Here is a 16,106-nt window from a genome sequence, read left to right on the forward strand (position 1 = left end):
GCCCCCATGACGCAAAGATAATTACGCCGCAGCGCAGCACCACGGGGGAGATTTGCGCGCCCTTTCCCCCTTTTCGACGCAGCGTCATTTGCCTTGATCCAAGGGGGGATCGGGTCAATCATGTGATCCGACAGGCTGTTACGCCCCATTGCCACAGGGAGGCACACCGATGACCTATCGCCTTTGGACCACCGCCGCAGCGCTTGCGTTTCTGGCCGGCCCCGCGCTGGCCGCGCAGGACAGCATCACGCTTGGCATGGTGCTGGAGCCGCCGAATCTCGACCCGACCGCAGGGGCCGCCGCCGCTATTGACGAGGTGGTCTATGCCAATCTCTTCGAAGGCCTGACCCGGTTCGGCCCCGATGGCTCGGTGCGCCCGGCGCTCGCCGAAAGCTGGGATCTGAGCGAGGATCAGCTCACCTATACCTTCCATCTGCGCACGGGCGTCACCTTCCACGATGGCACGGGCTTCGATGCGGAGGACGTGAAATTCACGCTCGACCGCGCCCGCGCCGAGGACAGCGCCAACGCGCAGAAGGCGCTCTTTGCGGGGATTACCGATGTGCGTGTGGTGGACCCGCAAACGGTCACCGTGACACTCTCCGCGCCCGATGGCGCGTTTCCGTTCAAGATGGCTTGGGGCGATGCCGTCATCGTCGCACCCGAAAGCGCCGCCGATCTTGCGACAAAACCCGTTGGCACCGGCCCCTTCACCTTCGCAGAGTGGGTGCAGGGCGATCATGTGACCCTCTCCGCCTATGAGGGCTATTGGGGCCAGCCGCCCGAGATCGCCACCGCCACCTTCCGCTTCATCTCGGACCCGACGGCGGCCTTTGCGGCGATGATGGCGGGCGATGTCGATGCCTTCCCGAACTTCCCCGCGCCCGAAACCCTTGTGCAATTGGAGGCCGATCCCCGCTTCAAGGTGATCGTCGGCTCGACCGAGGGTGAGACGATCCTCGCGATGAACAACCGCCTCGCGCCGCTCGACAACCCGCTCGTCCGGGAGGCGGTTGCGCACGCGATCAACCGGCAGGACGTGATCGACGGGGCGATGTTCGGCTATGGCACGCCGATCGGCACCCATTTCGCCCCGCACAACCCCGATTACGAAGACCTGACCGCGCTTTCGGCCTATGACCCCGACAAGTCCCGCGCGCTTCTGGCCGAGGCGGGGGTAACGGACCTCAAGCTGCGCCTCGCGCTGCCGCCCCCCACCTATGCGCGCCGGGGCGGCGAGATCATCGCCGCCCAACTGGCCCAAGTCGGCATCCAGACAGAGATCACCAATCTCGAATGGGCCGGCTGGCTGGAAACCGTGTTCAAGGGCCGCGATTTCGACCTCACCATTGTGAGCCATACCGAACCCGCCGACATCAACATCTACGCCCGCGATGACTATTATTTCGGTTATGCGAAGCCCGAATTCGTGGCGCTGATGGAAGAACTCGGACGCACCTCCAATGCCGAACAACGCTCGGCGCTCAATCGCACCGCCCAGCGTATGATCGCCGAGGATTTCGTGAACGGCTACCTGTTCCAGCTTGCGAAAACCGGGGTCGCCAATGCCAGGATCGAAGGGCTTTGGGAAAACGCGCCGACGCAGGCCAATGACCTGACCGCCGTCAAATGGGTCGAGTAACCGCCTGACAAACGAAAAGGCGCGAGGGCCACCCCTCGCGCCTTTTTTCATGCCTGAGCGCGTGGCCTCAGCTGCCCTGAAGCGCCGCGTCCCGCGCGGCCTGTGCCGCAGGCGAATTCGGGTCCGCCCAATAGGCCGCCTCCGCCGCCTCCGCCGCGGCCTCGATCTCCATCGGGCTCAGCCCCGCAGCCTGCGCCTCAGCCGCCGCAACATCGCGCGCATGCTCCGCCGCCTCGACACGCGCGCGATCCGGAATGCGGCCTGCCTCGAACGCGGCCTGATCGGCTTCGATCGCGGCCGTATCCGTTTCCGGCACCACATAGCCCGAATGCAACTCGACCATCCGCCCTTCCATCTCAAGGCTCTCCGAGCGCGAGCGCACCTTCACCCGCGCGCCGATCTCCATCTCGTCGTACAGGTCGATGATGTCCTGATTGAACAGCCGGATGCAGCCCGCCGAGGTCGCCTTGCCGATGGAACTCGGGTCCATGGTGCCGTGGATGCGGTAATAGGTGTCGCGCCCGTTACGATAAAGATAAAGCGCCCGTGCGCCCAGCGGGTTGTCGAGCCCGCCCTTCAACCCGCCCGCGAGCGGCCCGTAAAGATCGGGATCGGTGCGAATCATGTTCTTGGTGGGGGTCCAGCTGGGCCATTCCTTCTTCACACGCACCACCGCGTTGCCCGAAAAGCCCCGGCCCGCCTTGCCGACCGCCACGCCAAAACGCATCGCGCGCCCCGGTCCGGTGACGTGATACAGCACGCGCGCATAGGGATCGACGACCAGCGTATTGGCCTCTTCGAACCCGTTGTAATCGACCCATTGGCGGCGGTTGCGCCCCTGCAAATAGACCGGGTTCACCGCCGGAATCACCCGCTCGCCATCTTGACGCGCGCGGTATTCCCAGCCCTGCCCCTTGGTGGACGCACTCAGCCCCGGCCCCGAATCCGGCATGTTCGGATCGCAGGCGGCCAGCGCCCCCATCGACAGCATCCCCAGCATCACGCCCCGGCGCGGCAGGGCGATGGATTTCGGTTTGGCATAGGGCACAGCAGCAGTCTCCCAGAACAGTCACGACCCCGGCGGGCAGATCGCCGGGCATCCGCGCATGAGTCCGGGACAGCCGCCCGGAGTCAACACCTGCCAGAACGTTCTTCGCGCTATCTGGTTCCCGCGCCACGGTTTTCGGGCCGCCGCGCGGGAGTTCGCCGATCCCGGCTCAGCCGACCACGTTGAACGCGGGGCCGTAGGGGTAGCCGGTGATGTTCTCGCTGCTGTCTTCCCCGATCACCAGAATGTCGTGCTCGCGGTAACCGCCCGCACCCGGCATCCCCTCGGGCAGCGTGAGCATCGGCTCCATCGAGATCACCATCCCCGGCTCCAGCACCGTGTCGATATCCTCGCGCAGCTCCAGCCCCGCCTCGCGCCCGTAGTAATGGCTCAATACTCCGAAGGAATGCCCATAGCCAAAGGTGCGATATTGCAGCAGATCGCGCTCGGCAAAGAAGTCATTGATCTTGTGGGTGATTTCAGAGCAAACCGCGCCCGTTTTGAGCAGGCTCATGCCATATTCATGCGCCGCGACATTGGCCTCCCAGATCTTCAGGCTCGCCGCATCCACCTCGCCCACGAACATCGTCCGCTCCAGCGCCGTGTAATAGCCCGAGATCATCGGAAAGCAGTTCAGCGACAGGATGTCCCCGCGCTTCAGCTTGCGCCCGGTGACCGGGTTATGGGCGCCATCGGTGTTGATCCCCGACTGGAACCAAACCCAGGTGTCACGATATTCGGCATCCGGGAAACGCCTGGCGATCTCCGCCTCCATCGCGTCGCGGCCCGCCATCGCCACGTCGATCTCGCGCACGCCCTCGCGCACCGCGTCCTTGATCGCGTAGCCCCCGACATCGGCCACCGCCGCGCCATGCTTGATCAGCACGATCTCGGCCTCGGACTTGACCATCCGCTGCGCCATGGTGCCGGGCGCGATATCCACCCCGCGCTTGGGCTTGAGGAAGGCGTTGAACTTCTCGGCATTGAGCATGCTCAGGTGATCGGCCTCGCAGCCCACCGCCTTGCCGGTCCCGATCACATGCACCACCGCGCGCCAGAAATTATCCCGCGCCCAGTCGGTATAGGTCAGCGCTTCCCCGTGGCAGCGCCGCCATGGCTGGCCCGCGTCGATCCCCGCCGAAATCACCACCGAGCGATCTCGCGTTACCACCAGCCCGTAGGGCCGCCCAAAGCTGCAATAGAGAAAGCCCGAGTAATAGGCGATGTTATGCATCGACGTCATCAGGCAGGCGTCGAGATCGTGCATCTCCATCAAATCGCGCAAGCCCGCGAGCCGCGCCTCATATTCCGCCGCACCGAAGGGCAGCGCGGCCTTGGCGCCATTTTCACACGTATAGAATTCGGGTCTGGTCATTGTCTGAGGTCCCCTGAACGAAGCCCCGGCGTACAGGGCGACAGCGGCTCTCGGGGAACCTCCCGGCAGCGACGCCATCGCTGCGGCCGCGTTCAGATTGCCGCAATCCCGGCGCCCGCGCAATCCCCCGCAGCGCGCGCGGGCGGCGCCTGCCGGGTTGCCTCCGGCGGGGATATTTTTGGCAGACTGAAAGAGCCTCCTGTCAGTCTGCCCAAAATATCCTCGGGGGTGAATGGCCGCAGGCCAGAGGGGGCGGACAGCCCCCGTCTTCCGACTTGACCGCGCCGCCCGCGCGGAGGAACCTCGGCGCGCATGGCACGGTATTTTCTCAAACGCCTCGCGGCGCTCTCGCTCAGCCTGATCGTGGCGAGCCTCGTCATCTTTGCGCTGATCGAGGTGACGCCCGGCGATCCGGCGAGCTTCATGCTGGGGCTCAATGCCGCCCCCGAAACCGTCGCGGCGCTGCGCGAGCAGATGGGCCTCGATCGCCCGCTCCCGCTGCGCTATCTCGGCTGGGTCGCGGGGATGCTCAGCGGCGATTTCGGGCAGAGCTATACCTACAAGATCCCTGTCGCCGATCTGGTTGCCGCGCGGCTCACCGTCTCGCTGCCCCTCGCCCTCCTCGCGCTCGCCCTGGCCGTGATCGTGGCCGTGCCGGTCGGGCTGATCGCGGCGGCGCGGCGCGGGCGGGCCACGGACGCGGCGATCATAGCGGGCACGCAGGTCGGCATCGCGGTCCCGAATTTCTGGTTCGCCATGCTGCTTGTCCTGCTGCTTGCGGTGAAATGGCGGCTTTTCCCGGCGGGCGGCTTTCCCGGCTGGTCCGACCCCCTCGCGGCACTCCGCGCCCTTACCCTTCCGGCCATCGCGCTGGCGCTGCCGCAAGCCGCGATCCTCGCCCGCGTGCTCCGCTCCGCGCTGATCGAGACGCTGGGCCAGGACTATATCCGCACCGCCCGCGCCAAGGGCCTCTCGCGGGCTCAGGCCCTGACCCGCCACGCGCTGCGCAACGCGCTGATCCCGGTGCTGACCATCCTCGGCATGCAGTTCTCCTTCCTGCTCGCGGGCGCGATCATCATCGAGAACGTCTTCTACATCCCGGGGCTCGGACGGCTGATCTTTCAGGCGATCTCCCAGCGCGACCTGATCGTCGTCGAATCCGTGGTGATGATCCTCGTCTTCGCGGTCATCCTCGTGACCTTCCTGACCGACCTCGCCTATGCGCTGGTCGATCCCCGCCTGCGGAGACGCGCATGATCCGCCCGCTCCTGATCCTCGGCGCGGCACTGTCGCTGACCGCCCTCGCGGCGGCGCTCCTGTCGCTCGTCTGGACGCCCTACGACATCACCCAGATGGCCATCGCGCAAAAGCTCCGCCCGCCCAGCCCCGCGCATTGGGCAGGCACCGATCATTTCGGGCGCGACATCGCCTCGATGCTGATGGCGGGGGCACGCACCTCGCTCGCCGTTGCACTGGTCGCGGTGGGGATCGGGATGGGCGTGGGCGTGCCGCTTGGCCTTGCCGCGGCGGCCCGGCGCGGGTCGTGGATCGACGAGTTGATCATGCGCGGCAACGACCTGATCTTTGCTTTCCCCTCGCTCGTCATTGCGATCCTGATCACCGCCGTTTTCGGCCCCTCCGCGCTCAACGCGATCATCGCCATCGGCATCTTCAACATCCCCGTCTTCGCCCGCGTCTCCCGCGCTGGCGCGCTCTCGCTCTGGACGCTCGATTACATCCGCGCAGCCCGTGTCGCGGGCAAATCCCGCACCCGGATCTCGGCCGAGCACATCCTGCCCAACATCGCCAACCTGCTGATCGTCCAGGGCACGATCCAGTTCTCGCTCGGCATCCTCGCCGAAGCGGGGCTGAGCTATGTCGGCCTTGGCGCACAACCCCCGACCGCAAGCTGGGGCCGGATGCTGGCCGAGGCCCAGACCTTCGTCACCCTCGCCCCCCATGTCGCACTGGCGCCGGGGCTGGCCATCGTCGCCACGGTGCTGGGCCTCAACCTGCTGGGCGACGGGCTGCGCGATGCGCTCGACCCAAGGCTCCGGGGGCGTGTCGCATGACGCTACTCACCCTCGACCAGCTCTCCGTCACCATCGGCGCGTCGCACATCCTCGACCGGGTGACGCTCACCCTGACCGAAGGCGAGATCCTCGGCCTCGTCGGCGAAAGCGGCTCGGGCAAATCCATGACGGCGCTTGCGATCATGGGGCTTCTGCCGCATCGCGCCTCGGCCACGGGCAGCATCCGCCTTGGCGAGACCGACCTCCTGCGCCTGTCCGAGCGCGATCTCTGCGCGCTGCGTGGCAATGAGATCGGCATGATCTTCCAAGAGCCGATGACGGCGCTCAACCCGCTGATGACCATCGGCGATCAGGTCGCGGAAACCCTCATGGTGCACCGCAAGATGCCCCGCACCGAGGCCCTCGCCATCGCCCGCGAACGGCTCGACCGGGTGGGCCTGCGCGCGCCGCGCTTTCCGCTGACACTCTATCCGCACGAGCTTTCGGGCGGCCAGCGCCAGCGCGTCGCCATCGCGCTCGCCATCGCGCTGCGCCCGCGCCTGCTGATCGCGGACGAACCGACCACCGCGCTTGACGTCACCACACAGGCCGAGGTGCTCGACCTGCTGCGCGACCTCGCCCGCGACGAGGGCATGGCGCTGATCCTGATCACCCATGACCTCGCCGTCGTGGCGGGGATGGCCGACCGCGTGGCGGTGATGAAATCGGGCCGAATCGTCGAAGACGCCGCCACCGAACCCCTCTTCCGCACCCCCCGCGAAGGCTACACCCGCTCGCTCCTTGCCGCCTCGACCCACCGCGCGCGCCCCGCGCCCCGCGCCACCGCCGCGCCGCTTCTGAGGGTCGAGAACGCCACCCGCATCTACCGCCTGCCGCGCCCCTCGGCCTTTGCGCCCCACCCCGAACTGCGCGCGGTCGATGGCGTCTCCTTCACCGTGCAAGCGGGCGAGTCCCTCGGCCTCGTCGGAGAATCCGGTTGTGGCAAATCCACCCTCACCCGCGCGATCCTCGGCCTCGATCCCTTGCAAGCGGGCAGCATCCATCTCGGCGGCCACCCGGTCTCGCCCGAGATGCCCCCCGCCCTCCGCGCCGATGTGCAGGTCGTGTTTCAGGACCCCTACGGCTCGTTCAACCCCCGCCAGCGGGTCGAGCGCCTCGTGGCCGAGCCCTTCCACCTCACGGGCCGCCCCGCCGATTGGCGCGACCGCGTGGCCGAGGCCCTGCGTGAGGTCGGCCTCTCCCCCGATGACCGCCACCGCTTCATCCACGAGTTTTCCGGCGGCCAGCGCCAGCGCATCGCCATCGCCCGTGCCCTCATCATCCGCCCCAGGCTGATCGTGCTGGACGAGGCGGTCTCCGCCCTCGATGTCCGCGTGCGCGCGCAGGTGCTCGACCTGCTCGCCGCGCTTCAGCAAAGCCACGATCTGGCCTATCTTTTCATCTCGCATGATCTCTCGGTGGTGCGTAACGTGACCACGCGCTGCCTCGTGATGGCGCATGGCAAGCTGATCGAGGACGGCCCGACCGAGACCCTCTTCGATGCGCCCCGCCACCCCGACACGCGCCGCCTGATCGAGGCCGCGCCGCACATACCGCCCGAATGGATGGAGGACCATTCCCATGACCCTGCCGCTCTGGTTTGACCCGACCGAAATGCTGATCGGCGGCCAATGGCTGCCCGCGCCCGACCGCCTCCCCGTCGAAAATCCCTCCACCGGTCAGGAGATGGCCGAGATCGGGCGCGCGGGCGCCGCCGAGGTCGATGCCGCCGTCCATGCCGCGCAAGACGCGCTCGAAGGCGACTGGGGCGCGCTCACCGCCGCCGAACGCGGGCGCGTGCTGATGCGCATGTCGCAACTCGTCCTCGACAATGCCGAGGCGCTCGCCACCGCCGAAGCGCTCGATGTTGGCAAACCCCTCAGCCAGGCCCGCGCCGATGTCACGGCGCTCGCGCGCTACCTCGAATTCTACGGCGGCGCGGCGGATAAGGTGATGGGCGAGACCATCCCCTTCCAGAACGGCTACACCGCCTACACGCTGCGCGAACCGCATGGCGTCACCGGCCATATCGTGCCGTGGAACTACCCGATGCAGATCATCGGCCGCTCGGTCGGCGCGGCGCTCGCCATGGGCAACGCCGCCGTCCTCAAACCTGCCGAAGAGGCCTCGCTGACCGCGCTCGCCTTCGCCCGCATCGCGACCGAAGCAGGCCTGCCACCGGGCGCGCTCAACGTGGTCCCGGGCCTTGGCGAAGAGGCGGGCGCGGCGCTCTCCGGCCATCCCGGCGTCAACCACCTGAGCTTCACCGGCTCCGTGGGCGTGGGCCAGATGATCCAGACCGCAGCGGCCCGCAACGTGGTTCCCGTCACACTCGAACTCGGCGGCAAATCGCCCCAAATCGTGTTCCAGGACGCCGACCTCGCCCGCGCGCTCCCCTTCCTCGTCAACGCGGGCATCCAGAACGCGGGCCAGACCTGCTCCGCCGCCTCGCGCATCCTCGTCGAACGCAGCCGCTACGACGAGGTCGTCGCGCTCATGGCCGCGCGCTACAAAACCCTGATCGCGGGCCCCGCGCTCTCCGACCTCTCGCTCGGCCCGCTTATCTCCGCCCGCCAGAAAGAGATCGTCGAAGGCTACCTCGCCCTCGCCTCCGACCTCGAAATCGCAGCCCTCGGCACGATCTCGCCGGACGCGCCCGAGACCGGCCATTACGTGACGCCCACCCTGATCGCGGGCGGTCACGGCGACCACCGCCTTGCGCAAGAGGAAATCTTCGGCCCCGCGCAACTGGTGATCCCCTTCGACACCGAGGAAGAAGCCATCGCCATCGCCAACGGCACCGATTACGGCCTCGTCGCCGCCGTCTGGTCCGAAAGCGGCCCCCGCACCATGCGCATGGCGCGCAAACTGCGCGCAGGCCAGGTGTTCCTCAACAATTACGGCGCAGGCGGGGGCGTCGAACTGCCATTCGGCGGCACCGGCAAATCCGGCCATGGCCGCGAAAAGGGCTTCGAGGCGCTCTACGGCTTTTCCGCCCTCAAGACCGTCGCCGCTTGGCACGGCTGACCGTTCATTCTGCTCTAAATATCCCGGGGGTCCGGGGGCAGCGCCCCCGGCCCGGCCACCAAGGACACAGGCCCATGAGACTTGAAAACAAAACCGCCATCGTCACCGGCGCCGCCTCGGGCTTTGGCGCCGGCATCGCGCGCCGCTTCGCCGCCGAAGGCGCGCAGGTGATGATCGCCGACATCAACGCCGACGCCGCCCAAGCCCTTGCCGCCGAACTCGGCGCGCTTGGCTGCGCCGTCAATGTGGCCGAGGACGCTTCGGTCGCCGCCATGGCCCAAGCCGCCCTCGACGCGTGGGGCCGGATCGACATTCTCGTGAACAACGCGGGCGTCACCCACCTCCCCGGCCCGATGGAGGAAATCCCCGAAGAGGATTTCGACCGCGTGCTCGCCGTGAACGCGAAGTCGGTCTACCTCACCGCGCGCCATATCCTCCCCGCGATGAAGCGCGCGGGCTCGGGCGCGATCCTCAACGTCGCCTCCACCGCAGGTGTCAGCCCGCGCCCGCGGCTCAGCTGGTATAATGCCTCCAAGGGCTGGATGATCACCGCCACCCGCGCCATGGCCGTGGAACTCGCCCCCGAGGGCATCCGTGTGAATGCGATCAACCCCGTCGCGGGCGAGACACCGCTTCTGAAAAGCTTCATGGGCGAGGACACCCCCGAGATCCGCGCGAAGTTCCTCTCGACGATCCCGCTGGGGCGGTTCTCGACCCCCGAGGACATGGCGAACGCCGCGCTGTTCCTGTGCTCGGACGAGGCGTCGATGATCACCGGGGTTGCGCTCGAAGTGGATGGCGGGCGCTGTATCTGAACCCGCGCGCCGGGGGTTTTGCACCCCCGGACCCCCGCAGGATATTTGGAGCGATTGGAACATGAAGCCGGGACCGAGAAACCTGATTACCGATGTAGCGGGCCTTCGGGTCGGCAATGCCGAGGATGGGGCGCTGCGCAGCGGGGTGAGCGTGCTTCTGGGCGAGCGGCCCTTCGTGGCGGGACTGCATGTCATGGGCGGCGCGCCCGGCACCCGTGAGAGCGATCTTCTCGCGCCCGACAAGCTGGTGCAGGAGGTCGATGCGCTGGTGCTTTCGGGCGGATCTGCCTTTGGGCTTGCGGCGGCGGATGGGGTGATGGCGGGGCTGCGCGCCGCCGGTCGCGGCTTTGCCGTGGGCGAGATGCGCGTGCCGATCGTGCCGGGCGCAATCCTGTTCGACCTGTTGAACGGGGGCGCAAAGGACTGGGCCGAGAACCCGTATCCCGCGCTTGGCCGGGCCGCTTGCGAGGCGGCGGATGCGGCGTTCGAGATCGGCACGGCGGGTGCGGGCTTTGGCGCGATGACCGGAACGCTCAAGGGCGGGCTCGGCTCGGCCTCGGTGGTTCTGGAGAGCGGCATCACCATCGGCGCGCTGGTCGCGGTGAACGCGCTTGGCTCGGTGACCGTGGGCGAGGGGCCGAACTTCTGGGCCGCGCCGTTCGAGATGGGGGCGGAGTTCGGCGGGCTGGGACTTGGGTCGGGCCATGATCCGGGTGCCGAACCCGAGCCGATGAAGCGCGCGGGCGAGGCCACGACCATCGCCATCGTCGCCACCGATGCGGCGCTCACACAGGCGCAATGCTCGCGGCTGGCGGTCGCCGCGCATGACGGGATGGCCCGCGCGATCGTGCCGTCCCACACGCCGCTCGACGGCGATCTGGTCTTTGCGGCGGCCACCGGCGCGCGGGCGTTGCGCGACCCTTTGCGCGACACGTTCCAGATGGGGCACGCCGCCGCCTGCTGTCTGGCGCGGGCGATTGCGCGCGGGGTTCATGCCGCCAGCGACCTGCCCGGCGACCCGCAGCCGACATGGGCCGCACGCTTCGGCTGAGCCTTGTCCGGCGCGCCCCTTGCGCTAGCTGCGAGGCCAAGGATGGACAAGCGGCCCGTGCCCGGCGATGCTGCGCCAAAGCCAATGGGAGGCCATGATGCTCGACACGAAATCCGACCTGAAATCCCTGCTCAAGGACCCGTCGCTGCTCGAAACCCGCGCCTTTGTCGCGGGCGAGTGGGTGGGGGCCGATGACGGCGCAACCTTCGAGGTCACCAACCCCGCGCGGGGCGACGTGATCTGCACCGTGCCCGATCTGGGCCGCGCCGAGACCGCGCGTGCGATTACAGCCGCCAAGGAGGCAATGAAGGACTGGGCCGCGCGCACCGGCAAGGAACGCGCCGCCGTCATGCGGACATGGTTCGACCTGATGATGGAGAATCAGGACGATCTGGGCGCGATCCTGACCGCCGAGATGGGCAAGCCGCTGGCCGAGGCCAAGGGCGAGATCGCCTATGGCGCTGCCTTCATCGAGTGGTTCGGCGAAGAGGCCAAGCGCGTCTATGGAGAGACCATCCCCGGCCATCAGCGCGACAAGCGCATCACCGTGATCAAGCAGCCGATCGGCGTGGTCGGCTCGATCACGCCGTGGAACTTCCCGAACGCGATGATCGCACGCAAGGCGGGCCCGGCACTCGCGGTCGGCTGCGGCTTCGTCGCCCGCCCCGCCGCCGAGACGCCCCTGTCCGCGCTCGCCATGGCGGTGCTCGGCGAACGCGCGGGCCTGCCCAAGGGCATCCTCTCGGTCGTCACCTCGACGAAATCCTCCGAGATCGGCAAGGAGTTCTGCGAGAACCACGACGTGCGCAAACTCACCTTCACCGGCTCGACCGAGGTCGGGCGCATCCTGCTGCGTCAGGCCGCCGATCAGGTGATGAAATGCTCGATGGAGCTGGGCGGCAACGCGCCCTTCATCGTCTTCGACGACGCCGATCTGGATGCGGCTGTCGAAGGCGCGATGATGTCGAAGTTCCGCAATAACGGCCAGACCTGCGTCTGCGCGAACCGGATCTACGTGCAGGCGGGCGTCTACGATGCCTTCGCGGCCAAACTCGCCGCCGCCGTCGAGAAGCTCAGGATCGGGGACGGGCTCGAGGCCGACACGACGACCGGACCGCTGATCTCCGACAAGGCCGTCGCCAAGGTCGAAGATCATATCGCGGACGTCATCTCGGGCGGCGGGCAGATCGTGACGGGCGGCAAACGCCACGCGCTCGGCGGCACGTTCTTCGAGCCGACCGTGCTCACCGGGGTCACGCAGGAGATGAAAGTCTCGACCGAGGAAACCTTCGGCCCTGTCGCGCCGCTGTTCAAATTCGACACCGAGGAAGAGGTCATCGCCAAGGCGAACGCGACCATCTTCGGCCTCGCCAGCTACTTCTACGCCCGCGATATCGGCCGCATCACCCGCGTGCAGGAGGGCCTCGAATACGGGATCGTCGGCGTCAATACCGGCATCATCTCGACCGAACTCGCCCCCTTCGGCGGCGTCAAACAATCGGGGCTGGGCCGCGAAGGCAGCCATCACGGCATCGAGGATTACCTCGAGATGAAATATATCTGCCTCTCGGTCTGAGCCCGGCGGAGGGGCGCCGCCCCTCTTTGCCGCCGGCCCATTCACCCCGGCATATTCCAGGTTTGAGGACATGCAAAAGGCCGCCCCGAAAGGCGGCCTTTATCCTTGGGCGGGAGGGACGACTTATTTGTCGTCCTCGTCCTCATCCTCGTCCGCATCGGGCAGGTTGAAGAAGCTGTCCGCGTTCGAGAAGTCCTTGGCGTCGTGATCCTCGTCCTTGTCATTCGACAGGGTGAAGTTCTCGAGGCCCGCAATCGCGGTCGGCAGGCGCGGCTCGTCCGACATGCCCAGCGACTGCTCGGTCGAGACCAGCTTGCGACGCTCGTCATCCGACATCACGCCTTCGGCGGCGCGCTTCTTGGCGGCTTTCTGCACTTCGCTATCCAGTTCAGACTGGCGGCACAGGCCCAGCGCGACCGGGTCGATCGGCGTCATGCTCTGGATGTTCCAGTGGGTGCGCTCACGGATCGACTGGATCGTCGGCTTGGTGGTGCCCACCAGACGCGCGATCTGCGCATCGGCCAGCTCGGGGTGGAACTTCACCAACCACAGGATCGCGTTCGGGCGGTCCTGACGCTTCGACAGCGGCGTGTAGCGCGGGCCACGGCGCTTGTCTTCGCCAAGTGCCGCCGCGTTGAACTTCAGCTTGAGCTTGTAGAGCGGGTCAGCCTCGCCCTTCTCGATCTCGCCCTGGTCGAGCTGGTTCGAAGCGATCGGGTCGAACCCCTTCACGCCAGCCGCCACGTCACCATCGGCGATACCTTGCACTTCCAACTCGTGCAGCCCGCAGAAATCCGCGATCTGCTTGAAGCTGAGCGTCGTGTTGTCGACCAGCCAGACTGCGGTCGCTTTGGCCATCAGGGGCTTGTTCGTCATCGGAGCCATCCTTTACAAATCTCTCCCGGGCCGAGAAATCGGCTGCGGCGCGGGAATTCCCTGCCGCGGTCCATTTCTGGAAGGGGAATTGGCGGTGTATATAGTGCCGAACGCGGCGAGAGGAAAGAGAAAATGAAACCTGTAACGATTGCGGCCCTGCTTGGCCTGACGGCTGGCGCGGCGCTGGCCGAGGGCGAGCGCGCGGGCGATTTCGACTATTATCTCCTCGCGCTGAGCTGGTCGCCAACATGGTGCGCGCTCGAAGGCGACGATCGCGGCTCCCCGCAATGTGATCCCGCCAAGGATTACGCCTTCGTCCTGCACGGGCTTTGGCCGCAATACGAAGAGGGCTGGCCAAGCTATTGCCGCACCACCCAACGCGACCCTTCGCGCGGGCAGACGGCGGCGATGGAGGACATCATGGGGGCGCCCGGCACCGCGTGGTATCAGTGGAAAAAGCATGGCCGCTGCGCAGGCCTCAGCGCAGACACCTATTTCGAGACCGCGCGCGAAGCTTACGAGAGCATCACCGTGCCGCCCGTCTTCGCGCAGATGGTCAAGGATTACAAATTGCCCGCCGCCGTGGTCGAGGAAGCCTTTCTCGAGGCCAACCCCGGCCTTACGCGCGACATGCTGACGGTCACCTGCAAGGCGGGCCGAATCCAAGAGGTGCGCGTGTGCCTGACCAAGGATCTGGAGCCGCGCCGCTGTGGCGCGGACACGATCCGCGACTGCACGATGAAGGGCGCGCTGATGGAGGGCGTGCGCTAGCGGAGGGCGCGCGAAGGGGGGCGCTGCCCCCCTCTGGGCTTCGCCCATTCACCCCCCGGGATATTTTGGGCAGCGTGAGGGCGGCGGGATTTTTGCTGGCGCGAATCCAGCGCAAAACCAGACGAAAGCTGGCTTTGAATCTGGCCTAGCCGCCGACCTTCAGGACGATCTTGCCGATATGCGCGCTGCTCTCCATCCGGGCATGGGCCTCGGCGGCCTCGGCAAGCGCGAATTCGCTGTCATGGACCACCCGGAGCCGCCCCGATTCGACCATTGGCCAGACCGTCGCGAGAAGCTCCTCGGCGATGCGCGCCTTGGCGACATCCGATTGCGGGCGCAGCGTGGAGCCGGTGATCGTCAGGCGGCGCAGCATGATCTGGGCGAAGTTGATCTCGGCCTTGGGGCTTTCGAGAAAGGCGATGAAGACAAGCCGTCCGTCATCAGCCAAGGCTTTGATATTGCGCGGGATATAGCTGCCGCCGACCATGTCGAGGATCAGGTTCGCGCCGCCTTCCGCGCGCAGGATCTCGACGAAATCCTGCGTCTTGTAGTTGATCGCGGTGGCGCCAAGCTCGGTGCAGGCCGCGCATTTTTCATCCGATCCGGCGGTGGCAAAGACGCGTGCGCCCAGCGCCGCGGCGATCTGGATGGCGGTGGTGCCAATGCCGCTTGAGCCGCCATGAACGAGGAACCGCTCCCCCGCTTTGAGGCCCCCCCGCTGGACGATATTCGACCAGACGGTGAAGCAGGTCTCCGGCAGGCAAGCCGCTGATTTCATGTCGATTTCCGCCGGAACCGGCAGCGCATGCGCCGCCGGACACGTGGCGTATTGCGCATAGCCTCCACCCGGCAAAAGCGCGCAAACCCGGTCGCCCACCTTCCAGGTTTCGACCCCCGGACCCAGCGCCGCGATCCGCCCCGAGCATTCCAGCCCCGGCAGGTCCGACGCCCCCGGAGGTGCGCGATAGGCCCCTGCACGCTGCAAAGCATCAGGGCGGTTCACGCCCGCATAGGCGATCTCGATCAGGATCTCTCCATGCCCCGGCACCGGAACCGTCCGGGTCGTCATGCGCAACACCTCGGGCCCGCCGGGCGCACTGATCTCCACGGCGGTCATCTGATGCGGCAGGCTCATGCGCGGGTCTCCTTGCCGGGCAGGTCGGTTTCAGTCTTCGGCGCGCGGATCGAGCCGAGCAGCGAGGTCACGAAAGGCAGCTTGGTCAGCGTTCCCTTCACCTTCTCGAACTGCATGACATCGCCGATCCGGCGGTCGAGGAAATTCCACGTCTCGACATGGTCCTCACTCTCGTCGCCAATCCAATAAAGCACGACCGAGCTATAGACGCCCGAGAGGGTCAAGCGCTTGGAATACCAGTTATAATCCTCGCTCGTGTCACCCAGAACGCGCCAGATCCGGTCGCTCGTTTCCCAGATCAGCTTGCTGCCTGTGGCAACATTCTGCGGCAGTGCGAAGAGGCTCGCCCCCCGCCGCACCAGTTCCTTGTCCGCCGCCTCAAGACGCAGCCGAACCGCGAGCGCGACCTTCTCGCGGAACTTCAGACCGGTCATGTCGGCCGCTGCCAACGCCTCTTCCATCGCCGCGTCCCCCGCCCGGTGATAGGCCACCGCAAGGTCCACCGCGCCGCGCGGCAACACCACGCGCACCAGCGCCGGGTCAATCCCGAGATCGGCAATCGCCGCCTGAAGCGCGGGCTCCGACCAGCCATCGAAAGGCACATGCGGCACAATCGCCGCCAACAGGTCCGCCGTCATCCGCGCCACATCCAAATGGTCGTTTTTCATGGCATTTTCTCCCGCTGGCAAAGGTAGACAAACCGTCTGGCCTTTGCTAT

14 protein-coding genes are annotated in these 16,106 nt (G+C 66.9%); 9 read left to right on the forward strand and 5 right to left on the reverse strand.

Going from position 1 to position 16,106, the window contains the following annotated elements:
- Positions 1-169 precede the first annotated feature (169 nt).
- The gene (locus P0X85_RS01735; protein WP_275807468.1) at positions 170-1,642 is read left to right on the forward strand and encodes an ABC transporter substrate-binding protein; all 1,473 of its coding nucleotides are present in this window, start codon (positions 170-172) and stop codon (positions 1,640-1,642) included.
- Between the two features lie 67 nt (positions 1,643-1,709).
- Here the strand turns inward: P0X85_RS01735 and P0X85_RS01740 are convergent, their stop codons facing one another.
- On the reverse strand, positions 1,710-2,690 hold the full coding sequence (locus tag P0X85_RS01740; protein WP_338030510.1) for a L,D-transpeptidase: 981 nt from the start codon (positions 2,688-2,690) through the stop codon (positions 1,710-1,712).
- A gap of 169 nt (positions 2,691-2,859) precedes the next feature.
- The gene (locus tag P0X85_RS01745; protein ID WP_275807470.1) at positions 2,860-4,065 is read right to left on the reverse strand and encodes an aminopeptidase P family protein; all 1,206 of its coding nucleotides are present in this window, start codon (positions 4,063-4,065) and stop codon (positions 2,860-2,862) included.
- A gap of 312 nt (positions 4,066-4,377) precedes the next feature.
- On the opposite strand from P0X85_RS01745, the gene P0X85_RS01750 reads away from it, so the two are divergent.
- From P0X85_RS01750 to P0X85_RS01780, 7 genes are all read left to right on the forward strand, one after another.
- Positions 4,378-5,322 (forward strand): ABC transporter permease, encoded by a 945-nt coding sequence (locus tag P0X85_RS01750; RefSeq protein ID WP_275807473.1) that lies wholly within the window; start codon positions 4,378-4,380, stop codon positions 5,320-5,322.
- Complete coding sequence (locus P0X85_RS01755; RefSeq protein WP_275807475.1) at positions 5,319-6,137, forward strand: ABC transporter permease; 819 nt, start codon at positions 5,319-5,321, stop codon at positions 6,135-6,137. Before P0X85_RS01750 ends, P0X85_RS01755 begins: the two co-directional genes overlap by 4 nt.
- Complete coding sequence (locus P0X85_RS01760) at positions 6,134-7,741, forward strand: ABC transporter ATP-binding protein (RefSeq protein ID WP_275807478.1); 1,608 nt, start codon at positions 6,134-6,136, stop codon at positions 7,739-7,741. Before P0X85_RS01755 ends, P0X85_RS01760 begins: the two co-directional genes overlap by 4 nt.
- Complete coding sequence (locus P0X85_RS01765; RefSeq protein WP_275807481.1) at positions 7,719-9,164, forward strand: aldehyde dehydrogenase family protein; 1,446 nt, start codon at positions 7,719-7,721, stop codon at positions 9,162-9,164. Before P0X85_RS01760 ends, P0X85_RS01765 begins: the two co-directional genes overlap by 23 nt.
- Positions 9,165-9,238: 74 nt before the next feature.
- The gene (locus P0X85_RS01770) at positions 9,239-9,979 is read left to right on the forward strand and encodes a glucose 1-dehydrogenase (RefSeq protein WP_275807484.1); all 741 of its coding nucleotides are present in this window, start codon (positions 9,239-9,241) and stop codon (positions 9,977-9,979) included.
- A gap of 61 nt (positions 9,980-10,040) precedes the next feature.
- A complete protein-coding gene (locus tag P0X85_RS01775; protein WP_275807487.1) occupies positions 10,041-11,030 on the forward strand; it encodes a P1 family peptidase in 990 nt (329 codons plus the stop codon).
- A 97-nt stretch (positions 11,031-11,127) separates the two neighbouring features.
- Positions 11,128-12,606, forward strand: coding sequence for an NAD-dependent succinate-semialdehyde dehydrogenase (locus P0X85_RS01780; protein ID WP_275807490.1), 1,479 nt, complete (start codon positions 11,128-11,130; stop codon positions 12,604-12,606).
- Positions 12,607-12,729: 123 nt separating this feature from the next.
- Here P0X85_RS01780 and P0X85_RS01785 read toward each other — a convergent pair whose 3' ends face one another.
- Positions 12,730-13,482, reverse strand: coding sequence for a DUF1013 domain-containing protein (locus P0X85_RS01785; protein ID WP_275807493.1), 753 nt, complete (start codon positions 13,480-13,482; stop codon positions 12,730-12,732).
- A 132-nt stretch (positions 13,483-13,614) separates the two neighbouring features.
- Between P0X85_RS01785 and P0X85_RS01790 the strand changes: the two genes are divergently transcribed.
- Positions 13,615-14,253 (forward strand): ribonuclease T2 family protein, encoded by a 639-nt coding sequence (locus P0X85_RS01790; RefSeq protein WP_275807495.1) that lies wholly within the window; start codon positions 13,615-13,617, stop codon positions 14,251-14,253.
- Between the two features lie 145 nt (positions 14,254-14,398).
- Here the strand turns inward: P0X85_RS01790 and P0X85_RS01795 are convergent, their stop codons facing one another.
- Both P0X85_RS01795 and P0X85_RS01800 read right to left on the reverse strand, forming a co-directional pair.
- Entirely contained in the window at positions 14,399-15,388 is a 990-nt protein-coding gene (locus tag P0X85_RS01795) for an NAD(P)H-quinone oxidoreductase (protein WP_275807498.1), read from the reverse strand.
- A complete protein-coding gene (locus P0X85_RS01800; RefSeq protein ID WP_275807501.1) occupies positions 15,385-16,056 on the reverse strand; it encodes a COQ9 family protein in 672 nt (223 codons plus the stop codon). The genes P0X85_RS01795 and P0X85_RS01800 overlap by 4 nt, the downstream gene beginning before the upstream one ends.
- Positions 16,057-16,106 lie beyond the last annotated feature (50 nt).

Source organism: Pseudothioclava nitratireducens (assembly GCF_029210495.1).
Taxonomy (GTDB): Bacteria; Pseudomonadota; Alphaproteobacteria; order Rhodobacterales; family Rhodobacteraceae; genus Pseudothioclava; species Pseudothioclava nitratireducens.

Bases quoted from the DNA above. Each gene is read 5' to 3' on its own strand.
- P0X85_RS01735 (WP_275807468.1), top strand. From the start codon at position 170: ATGACCTATCGCCTTTGGACCACCGCCGCAGCGCTTGCGTTTCTGGCC.
- P0X85_RS01745 (WP_275807470.1), bottom strand. From the start codon at position 4,065: ATGACCAGACCCGAATTCTATACGTGTGAAAATGGCGCCAAGGCCGCG.
- P0X85_RS01750 (WP_275807473.1), top strand. From the start codon at position 4,378: ATGGCACGGTATTTTCTCAAACGCCTCGCGGCGCTCTCGCTCAGCCTG.
- P0X85_RS01755 (WP_275807475.1), top strand. From the start codon at position 5,319: ATGATCCGCCCGCTCCTGATCCTCGGCGCGGCACTGTCGCTGACCGCC.
- P0X85_RS01760 (WP_275807478.1), top strand. From the start codon at position 6,134: ATGACGCTACTCACCCTCGACCAGCTCTCCGTCACCATCGGCGCGTCG.
- P0X85_RS01765 (WP_275807481.1), top strand. From the start codon at position 7,719: ATGACCCTGCCGCTCTGGTTTGACCCGACCGAAATGCTGATCGGCGGC.
- P0X85_RS01770 (WP_275807484.1), top strand. From the start codon at position 9,239: ATGAGACTTGAAAACAAAACCGCCATCGTCACCGGCGCCGCCTCGGGC.
- P0X85_RS01775 (WP_275807487.1), top strand. From the start codon at position 10,041: ATGAAGCCGGGACCGAGAAACCTGATTACCGATGTAGCGGGCCTTCGG.
- P0X85_RS01780 (WP_275807490.1), top strand. From the start codon at position 11,128: ATGCTCGACACGAAATCCGACCTGAAATCCCTGCTCAAGGACCCGTCG.
- P0X85_RS01785 (WP_275807493.1), bottom strand. From the start codon at position 13,482: ATGACGAACAAGCCCCTGATGGCCAAAGCGACCGCAGTCTGGCTGGTC.
- P0X85_RS01790 (WP_275807495.1), top strand. From the start codon at position 13,615: ATGAAACCTGTAACGATTGCGGCCCTGCTTGGCCTGACGGCTGGCGCG.
- P0X85_RS01795 (WP_275807498.1), bottom strand. From the start codon at position 15,388: ATGAGCCTGCCGCATCAGATGACCGCCGTGGAGATCAGTGCGCCCGGC.
- P0X85_RS01800 (WP_275807501.1), bottom strand. From the start codon at position 16,056: ATGAAAAACGACCATTTGGATGTGGCGCGGATGACGGCGGACCTGTTG.